Below are 16,974 nucleotides of genomic sequence, written 5' to 3' on the forward strand. Positions count from 1 at the left end.
GGTCACTTAGACAGTCGGAGCCTAGACGTTCAGGAGCGCTTCGCGGACGGCCACTTCGAAGTCCTTGACGTGGTGCTCGGCGAGATCAGCGGCTTTGGCCTCGTCGCCATCGATGATGGCCTGCAGGAGCGCCAGGTGTTCTTTCACATGGGTGCTCATGCGGGGGAGACGGTCAACCACCATGCACCAGATACGGGTGGCCAGGTTGCTTTGACGAATGAGGACGTCTTCGAGGTACGGGTTGCCGCACGCGCGGTAGATGGCGCGGTGGACACCGGCGTCAAAGGTGAGCAGCTCGGTAGTGGTGGCGTTTTGGACATCAAACTCTTCGATGTCGCGCTTGGTTTCGCGCAGCTCGTCACGCATGGCGGCGGTGGCCACGCGGGCGGCACGAGCCGCGGCGGCAGGTTCTAGCTGCTGGCGGATTTCGGAGACGAACGCGAGGTCGCTGACCTCAACGCGGGTCGCGAAGGTGCCACGCTTGGGGTAGGTCACCACGAGCTTGTCTACTTCAAGGCGCTTGAGTGCTTCGCGCACGGGGGTGCGCCCGATGCCCAATTCGCTGATGATCTGCTCATCGTGGATGGGGTCGCCGGGGTAAATGCGCAGAGTCACGAGCATCTGAAGAATTTGCTCGTACGCGATGTCCGCCATGGACGCGCCGTTCGACCTGGGCTGGGATGCCAGAGCCTGCGCCACTTTTTACCCTCTTTCAAAAATCAGTCCGGAGAAACTCTTGACCAAGAAATTGCTGTGACTTAGGCTACTAGAAACTCTAGTATATAAGTTGAATACAAAGTTTGCGCATCGTCAGGAGCAAGAACAATGACCACTTCAGTGTTTGATTCATCCAGCATCTCACCCTCCTCCCAGCGCGTCGTCATTATTGGCGCCGGCATTGTGGGAACCAACCTGGCTGACGAACTCGTCCAGCGCGGATTCACCAACATCACGGTCCTTGAACAGGGCCCACTCGAACTTCCCGGCGGATCCACGTCTCACGCTCCGGGCCTCGTCTACCAGACCAACTCGTCGAAGAACATGACCAAGTTCGCCGCCTACACGGTAGAGAAGCTCACGTCCCTCGACGCATTCAACCCAGTCGGTGGCTTGGAAATCGCCGTCACCGAATCTCGCTGGGCGGATCTTCACCGCAAGCAGGGTTGGGCCTCCGCGTGGGGCATCGAAACCAAGCTCTTGTCTCCTGCCGAGTGCAAGGACATGTATCCGCTGCTCAACGAGGAGATTGTCCTTGGCGGCCTCTACATTCCTTCTGATGGACTAGCGCTCGCCGGCAAGGCAGTCGACGCACTCATCACTCGCACGAAGGCTGCAGGCGTGGTCTACCGCGACCGCACCGAAGTCACGGGCATCGAGCACTCCAACCACCGCGTGACCGGCGTCCGTGTGGGCGAAGAGCTTATTGAAGCTGACGTCGTCATTTCTTGCGCAGGTTTCTGGGGCGTCAAGGTCGCCGCAATGGCTGGCATGAAGTTGCCACTCGTTCCGATGGCCCACCAGTACGCCAAGACGTCTGCGGTCAAGGGACTTGAGGGCCGCAACGAAGATCCCAACGGCGCTGGCCTTCCCATCCTGCGTTACCAGGATGAGGACCTCTACTTCCGCGAACACGGCGAGGTGTACGGCATTGGTTCGTACGCGCACCGCCCGATGCCGATCGATCTCGACGACCTTCCCAAGATCAACTTGGACGAGTACTCGAAGGAAAACATGCCTTCGAGCCTTGAGTTCACGCTCGAAGACTTCTTGCCAGCTTGGGAAGCCTGCAAGAGCTTGCTTCCTGATCTCAAGGACGCCGAGGTCGCAAGCGGCTTCAACGGCATCTTCTCCTTCACCCCTGACGGCGGATCGCTCGTCGGCGAATCCCCAGACGTAGAAGGATTCTTCGTCGCTGAGGCTGTCTGGGTGACCCACTCGGCCGGCATCGCTCGCGCCGTCGCCGAACTCATCGCCACGGGACGCTCGGAAATCGACCTCTCCGACAGCGACATCAACCGCTTCGAGGACGTCGAGTTGGCGCCAAGCTTCGTCAAGGCCACCTCGAGCCAGAGCTTCGTTGAGGTCTACGACATCCGCCACCCACTCGAGCCACGCTTGAGCAACCGCAGCCTGCGCGTGAGCCCTTTCCAGGCACGCCACCGGGAGCTCGGCGCACACTTCTTACAGTCCGGCGGTTGGGAGCGTCCGTACTGGTACGAGTCCAACGCCAAGTACCTCTCCGAGCTTCCATGGGATTGGCAGCCGCCAGTGCGTGACTCGTGGAGCGCCATGCACCACTCACCAATCGCCGCGGTCGAGGCCTACAAGACCCGCACTGGCGTGGCCATGTATGACATGACCCCACTCAAGCGTCTTGAGATATCCGGCCCAGGTGCCCTGACCATGCTTCAGCGCTTGAGCACGGGCAACATCGCCAAGTCCGTGGGATCGGTGACCTACACGCTCATGTTGGATGAGAGCGGCGGAATCCGAAGCGACATCACGGTTGCTCGGCTCGAGGACGACGTCTTCCAGGTCGGCGCCAACGGCAACATCGATACGGCCTACTTTGAGGTGGAAGCCCGCAAGCAGAACACCGGCGAACTGCCTGGCGGTTACGTCCACGTCCGTGACATCACGGGTGGGACGTGCTGCATCGGTTTGTGGGGTCCGCTGGCTCGCGAGGTCATCAGCGGCATCACGAATGAGGACTTCTCCAACGATGGCCTCAAGTATTTCCGCTCGCAGAAGGCGTACCTTGGCGGAGTTCCGGTGACCGCATGGCGCTTGTCCTACGTGGGCGAGCTCGGCTGGGAAATCTACACCACCGCGGATAACGGCGAGCGCTTGTGGGATGTCTTGTGGGAGGCCGGCCAGAAGCACGGGATCATCGCAGCCGGCCGTGCCGCCTTCGGCTCGCTCCGCTTGGAGAAGGGCTACCGTTCGTGGGGCTCGGACATGAGCACCGAGCACAACCCATACGAGGTCGGTCTCGGCTTCGCTGTCAGCACCAAGAAGGAAGAGGACTTCGTCGGCAAGGCCGCGCTCGAAGCCATTCGCGACAAGCCACTCACGCGCAACTTGCGCTGCTTGCTGATTGATTCAGCGAAGGACGTGGTGCTGGGCAAGGAGCCTGTCTACTACGACGGCGCAGCGGTTGGTTACGTGACGAGCGCCGGTTTCGCGTACACGGTGGGCCGTCCGATCGCCTACGCGTGGCTGCCAGCTGGCATTGAGTACGGAGAGACGGTCTACGTCGAGTACTTCGGCAAGAAGATTGCCGCGACGGTCACTGAGGATCCAATTTACGACCCAGAAATGAAGCGGCTCCGCGGCATCCCGGAGGACACCACGGAGCGCGTCAACGTGGCTGCGAAGTAGTTTCGCAGCTGGTACCTTCCACGTTTGGGGGCTACCAGCTGGACTCGCGTGGGCGGCCTTCGTCGTAGCCAGCAGCTGACTGGACTCCGACGATGGCCCGCTCGCGGAACTCCTCAATCGAGCGAGAACCTGCGTAGGTGAAGGACGAACGAACGCCGGAGATGATTCCGTCGATCAAGTCCTCAACACCTGGGCGCTCCGGATCCAAAAACATCTTGGAGTGGGAGATGCCTTCTTCGAAGAGCGCCATGCGCGCACGGTCGAAGGCGGAGGCGTCCTTGGTGCGGTTCTTGACGGCACGAGCCGAAGCCATGCCGAAGGACTCCTTGTAGAGCTTGCCGTTGGAATCCTGCATGAGATCGCCAGCGGACTCGTGAGTTCCGGCGAACCAGGAACCGATCATCACGTTTGCGGCACCGGCGGCCAACGCCAGGGCGACGTCGCGAGGGTACTTCACGCCACCATCAGCCCAGACGCTCGCTCCTAGATCCGTGGCAGTCTGCGCGCACTCGAGCACGGCCGAGAACTGCGGGCGGCCCACCCCGGTCATCATGCGAGTGGTGCACATAGCGCCCGGGCCCACGCCGACCTTAATGATGTCTGCACCTGCGGAAACCAACTCATCCACGCCTCGCGCGGACACGATGTTTCCAGCAACAATCTGGATACGACGGCCGGTCTTATCCGCGAATGCATCGCGAGCGGCCACCGAATGGCCCAGCGCCTCAATCATCTTTTCCTGGTGACCGTGAGCAGTGTCCACCACCAGCACGTCGGTTCCAGCTTCCAAAAGAGCATCGGCCTTGGACCGCACATCACCATTGATGCCAATCGCGCCGCCCACCAAGAGCTTTCCGGACGGATCCAGCGCCGGCGTGTAAATCGCCGAGCGCAGTACGCCCTTGCGCGTCAAGACGCCTGCAAGCTGGTCACCGTCGAGCACAGGAACCATGTTCAAGTGGCGAGAGGTGAGCTTGTCGAAGACATCGCGCAGGTCGGCATCAGCAGAGACGGTCACCATCTTGGTGTGCATGACCTCGGAAATCCGCGTAAAGCGATCTACCTCGTGGAGGTCGCGCAGGTTCACCACGCCGACAGGCGTGCCGTTCTCTACGACTACCGCCGCGCCATGCGCCCGCTTTCCGATCAGCGCTAGAGCCGAGGCAACGGCGTCGTCCGGGGAAACCGTAATAGGGGTCTCGAAAACCGGGTGCGCAGCCTTGACCTTCGCGATCATGTCCGCCACCGCAGCCTGGCTGATGTCCTGCGGAATAATCGCGATTCCGCCTCGACGTGCCATGGTTTCGGCCATACGGCGGCCCGTCACCGCGGTCATGTTGGAGGCCACGAGCGGAATGGTGGTGCCAATGTTGTCCGGTGTCTTCAGATCAACATCCAGACGGGACGTCACGGAAGAACGCGAAGGCACCATGAAAACGTCGTTGAAAGTGAGGTCATGGGCGGGGGTGACATCGTTAAGAAATTTCACCGTTCAAGCCTAACTAATAGAGGGAAGCGCAAGACTCCCGGTATATCGCGATAGGTTAAGGGCAGAGTACTAACGAATACCTTGAGGAGAATTCGTGGAAATCTGGCCTGGAGAAGCGTACCCATTAGGCGCTACCTATGATGGCAACGGAACTAATTTCGCGATCTACTCAGAAGTCGCGGAAAAAGTAGAACTGTGCTTGTTTGACGATCAGGGCACCGAGTCCCGCGTTGAACTGACGGAAGTCGATGGCTACGTGTGGCATGGCTATGTACCCCACGTGATTCCCGGCCATCGCTACGGCTACCGTGTCCACGGTCCGTACGATCCCGCCAACGGGCACCGCTGCAACCCCAACAAGCTCCTGTTGGACCCGTACGCGAAGGCCGTTGAAGGTGAAATCGATTGGGATCAGTCCCTCTTCAGCTACAACTGGGGCGACGAAAACTCCTTCAACGATCAGGATTCTGCCGGCCATGCCATGAAGGGCATTGTGGTGAATCCGTTCTTCGACTGGTCCGGTGACCGCAAGCCACGCACGCCGTATCACCAGTCCGTGATTTACGAAGCCCACGTCAAGGGCCTCACCGAACTGCACCCGGACGTCCCGGAGGAACTCCGCGGCACTTACGCCGGTGTGGCTCACCCGGCCGTGATCGCGCACTTGCAGAAGCTGGGCATCACCGCGATTGAACTCATGCCCGTGCACCAGTTCGTCAACGACAGCACGCTGCAGGAAAAAGGCCTCTCAAACTACTGGGGCTACAACACCATTGGATTCTTCGCTCCCCACAATAAGTACAGCTCCACGGGGGACGCGGGCCAGCAGGTTCAAGAGTTCAAGGCCATGGTCAAGGCGCTGCACATTGCGGGCATCGAAGTGATTCTGGACGTGGTGTACAACCACACGGCTGAGGGCAACCAGATGGGCCCCACGTTGTCCATGCGCGGCATCGACAACCAGGCGTACTACCGCCTGGAAGAGAGCGACAAGCGCTACTACACGGACTACACCGGCACCGGTAACTCGATCAACGTCCGCAACCCGCATGCCATCCAGTTGCTCATGGACAGCTTGCGCTATTGGGCGATCGAGATGCGTGTGGACGGTTTCCGCTTTGACCTCGCGTCCACCCTGGCTCGCGAGTTCTATGACGTAGACAAGCTCTCCACGTTCTTCGAACTCATTCAGCAGGACCCGGTGATCAGCCAGGTCAAGCTCATTGCCGAGCCGTGGGACATTGGTCCCGGCGGCTACCAAGTGGGTAACTTCCCGCCGCAATGGACGGAATGGAACGGCAAGTACCGCGATACCGTGCGTGATTTCTGGCGCGGAGAACGCTCGTCGCTCGGCGAATTCGCGTCCCGCATTTCGGGTTCCGCGGACCTCTACGAGCACTCCGGCCGCCGCCCAGTGGCGTCCATCAACTTCGTCACCGCTCACGATGGCTTCACGATGCGAGACCTCGTCTCCTACAACGAGAAGCACAATGAGGCCAACGGCGAGAACAACAACGACGGCGAATCCCACAACCGTTCATGGAACAGTGGTGTGGAAGGACCCACGGATGATCCCGAGGTCCTCGCCATCCGCGCGCGGCAGCAGCGAAACTTCATTGCCACGCTGATGCTGAGCCAGGGCGTTCCGATGCTCTGCCACGGCGACGAATTGGGCCGCACCCAGAACGGCAACAACAACGGCTATGCGCAGGATTCTGAGCTGACGTGGATTGACTGGGAGAAGGCGGATACCCCGCTGCTCGAGTTCACTGCCGCGGTAGCCAAGCTGCGCGCTGAGCACCCGACCTTCCGGCGTCGTCGGTTCTTCGACGGCCGCCAAGTTGAAGTGGAAGACGGTGCGGATCTGCCGGATATCCTCTGGTTCGGCACGGACGGCAAGTCCATGTCCGCCGAGGCATGGAACGCCAACACCCCGGCCTCCGTGGGCATGTTCCTGAACGGTTACGGCATTCGGTCCACCGATTTCCGCGGTCAGCCCATATCGGACAAGAACTTCTTGCTCTACTTCAATGGGCATTTTGAGGACGTGGATATCACTATCCCGTCTGAGAAGTTCGCCAAGGGCTGGGACATTGTGGTGGACACGGCGGGAACCAGTGCGGATTCGCAGGTTCTTGCGGCGGGTTCAACGTTCAAAATCACTGCGCGCTCCATGATTGTGCTGCGCGAGCATGAAGACGTAGAAGTTGATACGGACCACTCCGTCGCGGCTTCGCTCGCGGCGATGGCGGGATCGGTGAGCCAGAAATCGGAGACCATGTCGTGAGAATCCCCGCGAGCACGTACCGCCTCCAAATTCGTGAGAGCTTCACGCTCTTCGACGCCGCCGAGCTAGTTCCGTACCTGCGCGATCTGGGCAGCGATTGGGTCTATCTCTCACCTATCCTGACCGCCACGCAGGGCTCGGATCACGGCTACGACGTTGTTGATTTCACCACCGTGGATCCGTCTCGCGGGGGTCCCGAGGGCCTCAAAGCGCTCGCGGACGCCGCGCATGCGGCGGGTATGGGCGTGCTTGTGGACATCGTCCCCAACCACATGGGCGTCGCGGATCATTCCGCGAACGCTTGGTGGTGGGACTTGCTTACGCATGGCAAGAATTCGCGGTACGCTGCGGCGTTTGACGTGGATTGGGCCGCTGGCAACGGCAAAATTCGGCTTCCCGTGCTGGGTGACAGTCCGGAGGAACTTCAGCATCTTGAGTACGACGACGCAGCTCGCCTGGTGCGGTACTTCGACAAGACATTCCCTCTTGCCCCCGGGACGGACGCCTCGGCTGCCGGACTGGCCGATCAGCACTACGAGCTCGTGTCATGGCGCGAGGCCGACGCCACGTTGAACTACCGCCGCTTCTTCGGCGTGACCACGCTTGCGGGCGTGCGCGTGGAAGAGCCGTGGGTCTTCGACGAAGCCCACGCCGAAATCAAGCGCTGGTTCAATGAAGGACTCGTAGATGGACTGCGCGTGGATCATCCGGATGGCCTCGCGGATCCGCAAGGGTATTTGGACCGGCTGGCCGAGTTGACCGGTGGCGCCTACGTGCTGGTGGAGAAGATCCTGGAGCCGGGAGAGAAGCTTCCCGAGTCCTGGAAGACCGCCGGCACCACCGGCTACGACGCCCTCGCGACCGTGGACCGGCTCTTCGTGGATCCCTCCGGACGCGAGATCCTCACGGACATGGTTCCCGTGGAGCGGTACGCCGAAATGACGCATGACACCAAGCGTGGCATCGCGGATGGACTCTTGAATTCCGAAGTGCGGCGCCTCGCTCGGCTGGCTACTTCGTCTTTGCCGGACGTCGAGTTTGAGCAGCTCGTGGATGCCATCGCAGAGATTCTGGCAAGCTTCCCGGTGTACCGCTCCTACTTGCCGGACCACGGCTCCGAGTATGTGGAAGAGGCTGTGATTGCGGCCCGTGTGCACCGTCCCGATCTGTCCGAACTCTTGGGGCGCGTGCGTCCGCTCTTGAGCGATTGCTCGCTCGAGTTCTCGAAGCGATTCCAGCAGACCTCCGGCATGATCATGGCCAAGGGCGTGGAGGACACTGCGTTTTACCGTTACACGCGTTTGACCTCGCTCAACGAGGTGGGCGCCGACCCTTCGGTGTTCTCGATCGACCCTTTCGACGTCCACACACAACTGACGCACCGTCAGTTCCAGACGCCGCATTCCATGACCACGTTGTCCACGCATGACACCAAGCGGTCCGAGGACACTCGTGCCCGCATTTCGGTGTTGGCCGAAGTTCCGGCGGACTGGGCAGGAACGCTGGCTCAGCTCGATGCCTTGGCGCCTCTCGGGGACAAAGCCTTTGCGGATCTCTTGTGGCAAGCGCTCATTGGGGCCTGGCCGCTGAGCCGCGAGCGCGCATGGGCGTACGCCGAAAAGGCGGCTCGCGAGGCCGGTAACTCCACTACGTGGACGGACCCGGACTCGGAGTTCGAGGCCAGGCTTCGTCATGCCGTCAACGCAGCCTTTGATGATGAGCGCGTCCGCGCGGTGATCGAGGACTTTGTGCAGCGCATCCAAGCGGCTGGTGAGTCCAATGCGCTTTCCGCCAAGCTCGTGCAGTTGACCATGCCCGGCGTCCCGGATGTGTATCAAGGCACCGAGCTCTGGGATTCCTCTCTTGTGGACCCAGACAACCGCCGTCCCGTGGAGTACGCGGAGCGCAAGGATCTCCTGCAGAACCCGGACGGGCATCCAAAGTTCGCACTGGTCCGCGCGGCCTTGCGTCTCAAGCGCGACAACCCGGATTTGTTCACCACCTACGACGCCGTGACCATCGACGGACCCACGAAGGATCACGCCTTCGCGTTCGATCGCGGCGGAGCCATCACCGTGGTCACTCGCTTGCCGCTGGGCCTCGAGCGCAACGGCGGCTGGCAGGACACCGTACTCAAGCTCGCGGCCGGAACGTACCGCGACGAAATCACGGGTGCCACGCACAGCAGCGACGGCGAGCTTCTCGTGGCCGAGGTTCTCAAGGATGCTCCGGCCACGTTGTTGCGCCGCTTGGCCTAAAGATCTGCATCACCAGCCTCATTCGATAGGAGACTGTCATGACCCGGTTCAGCGTCTGGGCACCGAACGCCACGTCCGTGCAACTCGTCCTGCAAGGAACACCGGATGAGCAAGGGAACACCGAAAACACCGCACACGAGATGACCCGCCTTCCAGCGCCTCAGGTTGCTGAACGGGATATTCGCGACGACGGCTGGTGGGAGCTTGAGCTGGAAACCGGCGACGAGGCCGGAGGCGAAGTTGGCGCTGAGGCTAGCGCCGATTCCAATTCAGAACCGCTGAATTACGGCTTCATCCTGCAATCTCAGACCGGCACGCACGGCACGCTCGAAACGCCACTCCCAGACCCCCGTTCCCGCCGTCAGCCCTCGGGAGTGCACGGTGCCTCGCAGACGTGGGCGGCGTCGTCGTACTCCTGGAAAAGCGAGGCATGGCAAAATCCGGGCCTGAACGGCGGTGCGATTTACGAGATGCACCTCGGCACGTTTACGCCCGAGGGCACGCTGGATGCGGCCGCTGACAAGCTCGAATATCTCAAGGAGCTCGGCGTCGCGTTCGTGGAGTTGCTGCCGGTCAACGGCTTCAACGGCACGCATAACTGGGGCTATGACGGTGTTGCGTGGTTCGCGGTGCATGAGCAGTACGGTGGGCCGGACGCGTATCAGCGCTTTGTGGACCGCGCGCATGAGCTGGGTCTCGGCGTCATTCAAGACGTGGTCTATAACCACTTGGGTCCCAGCGGAAACTATTTGCCGCAGTTCGGGCCGTATTTGAAACCCGGCGACGCCAACACGTGGGGTGACTCGCTCAATCTGGATGGCCCGCACTCGGACGAAGTGCGCCGCTACATTCTGGATAACGTGCGTATGTGGCTCGTCGATTTCCGGGTGGACGGTTTGCGTCTCGACGCCGTGCACGCCCTGCGAGACGAGCGCGCGCTGCACATTCTCGAAGAGATCGCGATCGCCGTCGAGGAACTGCGCGAGCAGCATGGCGAGAAGTTCTTAGTCGCGGAGTCTGACCTGAACAATGACCGGCTCATTCGGCCGCGTTCGGCCGGCGGTTTTGGGTTGGATGCCCAGTGGGATGATGACTACCACCATGCGATGCACGCGAACATCACCGGCGAACTGGACGGATACTACGGGGACTTCGGTGGTGCGTCCGCGCTCGCCAAGACCCTCACGGAGGGGTACTTCCACAACGGTTCGTGGTCCAGTTTCCGCGAACGTCACCACGGCAAGGCCCTAGAGAAGAACCTGATTAGCCCACTCCAAATGGTGGTCTGCATCCAGGACCATGACCAGATTGGCAACCGTGCCGCAGGCGACCGGTGGAGCCCTGCACTCGGTGCTGACCAGCTCATTCTCGGTGCTGCCCTCAACATTTTGAGCCCCTTCACTCCCATGCTGTTCATGGGGGAGGAGTTCGCGGCCTCCACACCGTGGCAGTTCTTCACGAGCCACCCGGAAGAGGACCTGGGCGAAGCCGTTCGCAACGGCCGCTTCGCCGAGTTTGAGCGCATGGGCTGGGATAGCGCGAAAGTTCCCGACCCGCAGGATGAGGCGACATACCGCAATTCCGTCTTGCGCTGGGAGGAGGCGGACGCGTCCGCCGATACCCCGCACGCGGTGGTCTTGGGCGCTTACCGTGAGCTGTTGAACCTTCGCAGTACGACGCCGCAGCTCACCCACCCGGACTTCGCTACCGTTGCGGTGGACTTCAGTGAGCAGGATCAGTGGCTGGTCCTGACGCGTGGCACCGCTTCTGCCAGAACCGTCCACGCGCTCTTCAATCTTTCCTCGCAACCGCAAGCCCTTGAGAAGGTGCGGGAGGCTGCTGGGCTGGGCGGCGGCGTCGTACTGACTCTGTGGACAAGCCCCAACTGTGGGGGAGAAGCGGACGAAACCATCCCCGCGTTGGGCGTAGTGGTCTGGGAGCAGTTCGAAGCAGTGGGAGACTAAGCACGTGGATATTCAGATCATCGTCACGATCATTGCGGGACTGCTTCTGGCTGTTTCCGCACTCGGCACCATTTACCCCGTCCTTCCCGGAAGCATCCTCGCGATCGGCACCTTGTTGGGCTGGGCATGGATTCTGGGAAGCTCGGCGTCCTGGACCATGGGCATCATCGGAATGGCCTTTGCTGCCATCGGATGGAGTGCATCCGCGGTGCTGACCGGCAGGAATCTCAAGAAACAACAGATCCCAAGCCGCTCGATCATTGTGGCCGTGATCTGCGGAATCGTGGGCATGTTCTTGATCCCCGTAGTGGGACTGTTTGTGGGCTTCGGCGCCGGATTGTTGGGCATGGAGTTTGCTCGCCGTAAGGACTTTGGAGCGGCATTGCGCTCGTCCGGTTCCGCGCTGCGAGCTACCGGCCTGGGAATTCTGGTGGAGTTCGGCATGGTGGCGCTCGCGAGCTCCATGTGGGCCATTGGCGTGCTCTGGCACTTCTTCTGGCGCTGAGATATCCACAAGTTTGATCTAGTGCTCGCAAACGGGCTCAAATGAGACCATAATTGGGGCATGCCCCGTTTTTTGACCTTGCCTGATGTTGCCGAGATCCTCAATGTCAATGTGCCGCAGGTACGCGCCCTGGTGCGTAGCGGTGAGCTGAAAGGCGTCCAGATCGGTGGACGCGGAATGTGGCGCGTGGAGGATGTCCAGCTTGAGGCTTACATCAAGCGCGCTTACGAAGAGACGGAAAAGCGCATCAGCGCAGGGGCGGACGTCGAGGGCTAACGCTCGACACTGGTGATGAGCGCGGGCAACGGCATCAGCGCTTGCTCTCAGTATTTTCCGGTAGTTGCCCAGTAAGTCATGCGCTGTTTAATAAGCTGAGCGAATTCAGGCGCACCCGCGTCAACAAGGGCTTGGTGAAGCGTCTTATTCGATGATTTTTTGGCCCAGTACTCAATTTGGCGTCGAGCCGCTTTACTAATAGCTTCGGGTCGACGCTGCGCGATGAGGCACAGCATCTCATCGGGTCGATAGATTTCGAACTCGACGTCTTCCACGGCAGGCTCAAAGTCAGAGTAGTTTGCCGTTACTAGATAATCGACTTTGCCATGTTCTGCAGCCGCAATAACGTGACCGTCTAGTGGATCGCGCACTGTGGTGAGGTGCGTTTTGGAGATCTCATAGCCTGTAATTAGTGCTGCGGGAAAAGCCTCGCACAGCCGACGACGCCACCCGCCTATTTGCTGTTCAGACCAGCCTGGGTTCGCCTTGCGCACGTGATATTGATACTCGGTCATCACATCTTCGCTCCATCTGGGCTCGATGCCGTCAACTCCGGATTCTTGACTGATGATGCAAAACCAGTCGCGAAGTGTCCTCGAGACGAGAATGTTGGCGTCCAGAAATACGAGCGTGGCCCCTTGCTGCATGCTTTCAGCTTAGGCAGTCAGGGGCCACGGATCTCGAAATTACTCTTGAAAGTCCAACGAGTCTTCGAATGCGCGAAGTTCATCGAAAGACTTCCGCTGCTTCTGCGTCCGTTGTTCAGCGAAGGCCTGAAGATCGGTTCGATCGAAGCGGGTGTGTGATCCCACCTTGTGTGAAGGAATTTCGCCGCTAGAAGCCAGCTTCATGAGCGTCGGGCGAGACATTCCAAGGAACTTTGCTGCTTCCACACTAGTGAGGGACTTTGAGAGGCGAGTTATTCCTACTGTTTCTCCGGCGGCTGCTAGGCGAAGGACAGCTTGGAGAAGTTCGCTGAGCGATTCGGGCACAGTAATCGTGTCACCTGTTGGTGATTCAATGCGGATCCGCAAGTCGTCCGGAGAAGCCTTTTCAAAATGTCGCGTGACTTCTCGGGCTTCTGTGCTCTGCGATGACGAAACGTCTATTGTCTGAACGCTCTGGATGTTGGTAGAGGTGGACATGGTCTACTCCTTATTGCTTGCCTCAATTGTGACACGTAACTGCAATAACTGCAATAAGTGAAATCGGCAGATGCGCAAAAGTCAGAGATGTTTGGCTTGAACCCTTATTTGCGGCGCCGGAAGCTGAACGCGCCCACTACCCAGCCGAGTAGGAACACCACGCCCAGCGTGAGCCAGAGCGGTGAATACATTTGGCTGAAAAAGAGCTCGATGCGCACGCGCTCGCGGTTCTGCAAGATAAACACGAACACCACGATGACCAGCGCCACCGCGAGCCACTGCTTGGCCGAAATGCGATGGAGCCACCCTGAAAAACCTGACCCCGAGTTGGGGTCCTGGACGGGGTGCTGATCGCTCATTCTTCTACTTTAGAAGCTTCCGCACTCTGGTGCACGGCGTCGACGGCTTCGTTAGTAAACTCCGTCAAGAGCGCTATCTGCTCGGGGGAGTAACGATCAATCACGGTCATGAGTGACATGGCGAGTGGCATAAACATGCGCCGACCATCCTCGGCCGCTTTAGGCGTAGCTTCCAAAACAACACGACGACGGTCGGTTTCGCTCGCGCGGCGCGTGACGTGCCCGCTCTTCACGAGGCGATCAATGAGGGCCGTAGTGGCTGGCGTCGAGAGGTTGACGGCCTTCGCGAGATCCGTGGGACTTAGTGACTCTCCTGCGAGTGACCCCTGCATGATGGCGCGCAGCGCATACATATCCCGCTGCATCATTTTATTGTTTCCGCCCACCAGATGCGCGTAGTGATCCGAAGCGATCGTGAAATTTTGGAGTGCGTTGATCAGAGCAAACGCCTGAGGATCCGGGCGGTAGGCGCTCGGATCTTTTGGCCCACTAGCAGATGCGGGTGTCACGCTGTAATCTACTTCCATAGTGAAACTATTCTACTATCGAATAGTATCTTTCAAGATATAACCTATGAGGCGGAAGAGCAATGACTGGGAAGCACGAACTCGACCACACCAAGAGTGTGCGCGGAGATTCTCCGCAACAACACTCAACCAAGAAAGCGTACCCACGCTGGTTGAGAATTTTCATTCCGCTCATTTTGGTTCTTGTCTGGTTCGGCGTCACAGGCGTGGGTGGACCCACGTTCGGCAAGCTCGAGGAGGTCCAATCCAACGACCAATCCAGCTTCTTGCCCGCCACCGCCGAGGCCACCAAGGCGCTCGAAGCTCAAGAGAAGTTCCGCACCTCGGAAGCCATTCCGGCGATCATCGTTTTCGAATCTGAATCTGCGCTCACCCCCGCCGATATCTCCAGCTTCATGACGGAGCTCAAAGACTCTGGTCTTGTGGAAGGCGAGCCCGTGGGCCCCATTCCTTCCGAAGACGGCAAGGCGCTGCAAATCGTTGCGCCGCTTACGCCCGACGGCGAGACGGATGAGCAGGTCAAGGAGATTCGCACCATGGCTGCCGAGGCCATCGAAGGGAACGGCCAGGCTTTTGTCACCGGACCTGCCGGCTTCACCACCGACCTCAAGGGCGCCTTCGCTGGCATCGACGGCTTGTTGTTAGGCGTAGCCCTCCTCGCGGTGTTGGTGATCTTGCTGGTGGTCTATCGCTCGGTGCTGTTGCCGTTCGCGGTGCTCTTCACCTCGGTGGCCGCGCTGTGCGCTGCGATTGTGGTGGTCTATTGGATGGCGAAGTGGGGCTGGATCCGCCTCGACGGACAAAGCCAAGGCATCCTCTCCATCCTGGTCATTGGTGCTGCCACGGACTACTCGCTGCTTTATGTTGCGCGCTTCAAAGAGGCGATCGCACACGGGAAGCAACGCTTCGACGCCGCGCTCGCGGCTTGGAAACGCTCGTTTGAACCGATCGTCGCCTCCGCAGGCACTGTCACGGTGGGCCTCTTGTGCTTGCTTTTCTCAGACCTGAATTCCAACAAGGCTCTCGGCCCCATCGCCGCCTCCGGCATCATCTTCTCCGTCTTCGCCTCGTTGACTCTTTTGCCCGCGATCCTCGCACTTCTTGGCCGCAAAGCGTTCTGGCCGTTCTTTCCGAAGCCACTCGCGGACGGTGAAGACGCCCAAGGACTCTGGCTCAACATCGCCCGCTTCGTCCGCAAACATTCGCGCCCCGTCTGGATCGTCACGGCACTCGTTCTCGCGGTCGGCTGCCTCGGCATCACCCAGCTCAAGGCCGAAGGCGTCCCGCAATCAGAGCTCGTCCTCACCGCTACCGACTCCGCTGCGGGACAGAAAGCCATCGCCCGTCACTTTGATGCCGGCGCTGGAAGCCCCGCTTTCGCGATAGTGGGGGCGGCGGCGTCGTCCTCTATTGCGGACAAAATTTCAGAGGACGACGGCGTAGCTTCAGTCACGCTGCTAGCCGCGGACGGTGGGCCCGTGCGACCGGGGACGGACGCGCACGAGGTGGACGGCAAGAATCAGCTGAGCATTACGCTCAAGGACGTGCCGGATTCGCTTGAAGCCGAGCGAACAATTGTGGCGATTCGAGAGGCTGCGCATGCGATCGATCCAGATGCGCTAGTGGGTGGAACCACCGCGACCGCACTGGACACGCAGGTCACCGCGCAAGAGGACATCGTCAAGATCATCCCGCTGGTGCTCGGTGCAATTCTGATCATTCTGATGCTGTTGCTGCGCTCCGTGGTGGCGCCGCTGGTGCTGATTCTGACCACCGTGCTGTCCTACGGTGCGGCGATGGGCGTGTCGGCGTGGGTGTTCAACGGGCTCTTCAATTTCCCGGGCGCCGATCCGGCCGTGCCGCTGTTCGGGTTTGTGTTCCTGGTGGCGCTCGGCGTGGACTACAACATCTTCCTCATGACGCGTGTGCGTGAAGAGGCGCTGCGAGTCGGCACTCACGATGGCATCACGCGTGGCTTGGCTGTCACCGGCGGCGTGATTACGTCTGCTGGCGTGGTGCTTGCCGCGACCTTCGCCGCCCTCGGCGTCATCCCGATCATGTTCATGGTGCAGTTGGGATTCATCGTGGCGTTCGGTGTCCTGCTGGACACGTTCGTGGTGCGTTCGTTCCTTGTGCCCGCGCTGGGGCATGAGCTTGGACGGATCCTGTGGTGGCCGTCCAAGCTGTTCCGTGAATCCAAAACTCGCGACTAGAACAGGACCGCCAACCCGGCCATCGCGAGGCTTCCAAACACGAGTCCCCAGATGACAATGGAGATGCTCTGCCAGAGGATCACTTGGCGCGGTGAGGCGCCGGCGCCAACCATCGCGGCGGACGTGATTTGCGAAGGCAACACGGTCTGGCCGATCAGCGAGACGCCCGGCACACCCCAACGGTTGAACAGGCCCTCGAATCGTTCGCGCTTCTTCGTCTTCTCGGCGTATGGCTTGGCGAAGCGGCCGCGGGTCTTATCGGCGAGCAACACCAGAACGAACATGCTGATCCAGTTACCCACCACGGCGGCGGGGACCGCCAACCACAGCGGCATCCCAGCCACGACTCCAATGGCGGATCCGAAGTAGGACTCGACGAACGGAATCGCCGAAACGAGCGAGACCGCGAGGACCTGAACCCATGAATCCCACTGGCTAACGAACTGGAAAAGGTGCTCTTGCATGATGACTCCTCAATGGTTGAGTTGATGTTGCTATCCACTCAATCGCGATCCCGGGCGCGCCAGTAGTGAGTTGCCGTCACCTCTTTTTGGGAGGATTTCATCAGCT

14 protein-coding genes are annotated in these 16,974 nt (G+C 60.2%); 7 read left to right on the forward strand and 7 right to left on the reverse strand.

From position 1 onward, the window contains the following. Positions 1 to 21: 21 nt before the first annotated feature. Complete coding sequence (locus BKA12_RS10680; RefSeq protein WP_183645026.1) at positions 22 to 654, reverse strand: GntR family transcriptional regulator; 633 nt, start codon at positions 652 to 654, stop codon at positions 22 to 24. Between the two features lie 171 nt (positions 655 to 825). Here BKA12_RS10680 and BKA12_RS10685 point away from each other — a divergent pair, with 171 nt between their 5' ends. Then, complete coding sequence (locus BKA12_RS10685) at positions 826 to 3,381, forward strand: GcvT family protein (protein WP_183643612.1); 2,556 nt, start codon at positions 826 to 828, stop codon at positions 3,379 to 3,381. 31 nt (positions 3,382 to 3,412) lie between these two features. Here the strand turns inward: BKA12_RS10685 and BKA12_RS10690 are convergent, their stop codons facing one another. Continuing rightward, positions 3,413 to 4,870, reverse strand: coding sequence for a GuaB1 family IMP dehydrogenase-related protein (locus BKA12_RS10690; protein ID WP_183643615.1), 1,458 nt, complete (start codon positions 4,868 to 4,870; stop codon positions 3,413 to 3,415). Between the two features lie 94 nt (positions 4,871 to 4,964). Between BKA12_RS10690 and glgX the strand changes: the two genes are divergently transcribed. Genes glgX through BKA12_RS10715 form a run of 5 tightly spaced genes read left to right on the forward strand, consistent with a single transcriptional unit; the run spans position 4,965 to position 12,160 of the window. Further along, on the forward strand, positions 4,965 to 7,157 hold the full coding sequence (glgX, locus tag BKA12_RS10695) for a glycogen debranching protein GlgX (RefSeq protein WP_183643618.1): 2,193 nt from the start codon (positions 4,965 to 4,967) through the stop codon (positions 7,155 to 7,157). Then, positions 7,154 to 9,415 (forward strand): malto-oligosyltrehalose synthase, encoded by a 2,262-nt coding sequence (treY, locus tag BKA12_RS10700; RefSeq protein ID WP_183643621.1) that lies wholly within the window; start codon positions 7,154 to 7,156, stop codon positions 9,413 to 9,415. The genes glgX and treY overlap by 4 nt, the downstream gene beginning before the upstream one ends. Positions 9,416 to 9,453: 38 nt before the next feature. Continuing rightward, positions 9,454 to 11,379, forward strand: a complete 1,926-nt coding sequence (treZ, locus tag BKA12_RS10705; RefSeq protein ID WP_183643625.1) for a malto-oligosyltrehalose trehalohydrolase — start codon at positions 9,454 to 9,456, stop codon at positions 11,377 to 11,379. Between the two features lie 4 nt (positions 11,380 to 11,383). Then, positions 11,384 to 11,884 (forward strand): DUF456 family protein, encoded by a 501-nt coding sequence (locus tag BKA12_RS10710; protein WP_183643628.1) that lies wholly within the window; start codon positions 11,384 to 11,386, stop codon positions 11,882 to 11,884. 60 nt (positions 11,885 to 11,944) lie between these two features. Then, complete coding sequence (locus BKA12_RS10715; protein WP_183643631.1) at positions 11,945 to 12,160, forward strand: helix-turn-helix domain-containing protein; 216 nt, start codon at positions 11,945 to 11,947, stop codon at positions 12,158 to 12,160. 47 nt (positions 12,161 to 12,207) lie between these two features. Here BKA12_RS10715 and BKA12_RS10720 read toward each other — a convergent pair whose 3' ends face one another. From BKA12_RS10720 to BKA12_RS10735, 4 genes are all read right to left on the reverse strand, one after another. Next, the gene (locus BKA12_RS10720) at positions 12,208 to 12,807 is read right to left on the reverse strand and encodes a PIN domain-containing protein (protein ID WP_183643634.1); all 600 of its coding nucleotides are present in this window, start codon (positions 12,805 to 12,807) and stop codon (positions 12,208 to 12,210) included. Between the two features lie 39 nt (positions 12,808 to 12,846). After that, positions 12,847 to 13,305: a helix-turn-helix domain-containing protein gene (locus BKA12_RS10725; RefSeq protein ID WP_183643636.1), complete on the reverse strand. Its 459-nt coding sequence runs from the start codon at positions 13,303 to 13,305 to the stop codon at positions 12,847 to 12,849. Between the two features lie 104 nt (positions 13,306 to 13,409). Then, positions 13,410 to 13,664 (reverse strand): LapA family protein, encoded by a 255-nt coding sequence (locus BKA12_RS10730; RefSeq protein ID WP_157103276.1) that lies wholly within the window; start codon positions 13,662 to 13,664, stop codon positions 13,410 to 13,412. Next, positions 13,661 to 14,191, reverse strand: a complete 531-nt coding sequence (locus BKA12_RS10735) for a MarR family winged helix-turn-helix transcriptional regulator (protein WP_183643639.1) — start codon at positions 14,189 to 14,191, stop codon at positions 13,661 to 13,663. Before BKA12_RS10735 ends, BKA12_RS10730 begins: the two co-directional genes overlap by 4 nt. A 62-nt stretch (positions 14,192 to 14,253) precedes the next feature. Between BKA12_RS10735 and BKA12_RS10740 the strand changes: the two genes are divergently transcribed. After that, entirely contained in the window at positions 14,254 to 16,404 is a 2,151-nt protein-coding gene (locus tag BKA12_RS10740) for an MMPL family transporter (protein WP_183643642.1), read from the forward strand. Here the strand turns inward: BKA12_RS10740 and BKA12_RS10745 are convergent. Continuing rightward, the gene (locus BKA12_RS10745; RefSeq protein ID WP_183643645.1) at positions 16,401 to 16,868 is read right to left on the reverse strand and encodes a small multi-drug export protein; all 468 of its coding nucleotides are present in this window, start codon (positions 16,866 to 16,868) and stop codon (positions 16,401 to 16,403) included. The genes BKA12_RS10740 and BKA12_RS10745 overlap by 4 nt on opposite strands. Between the last annotated feature and the right edge of the window lie 106 nt (positions 16,869 to 16,974).

The sequence above is a fragment of the Neomicrococcus lactis genome (genome assembly GCF_014200305.1).
Taxonomy (GTDB): Bacteria; Actinomycetota; Actinomycetes; order Actinomycetales; family Micrococcaceae; genus Neomicrococcus; species Neomicrococcus lactis.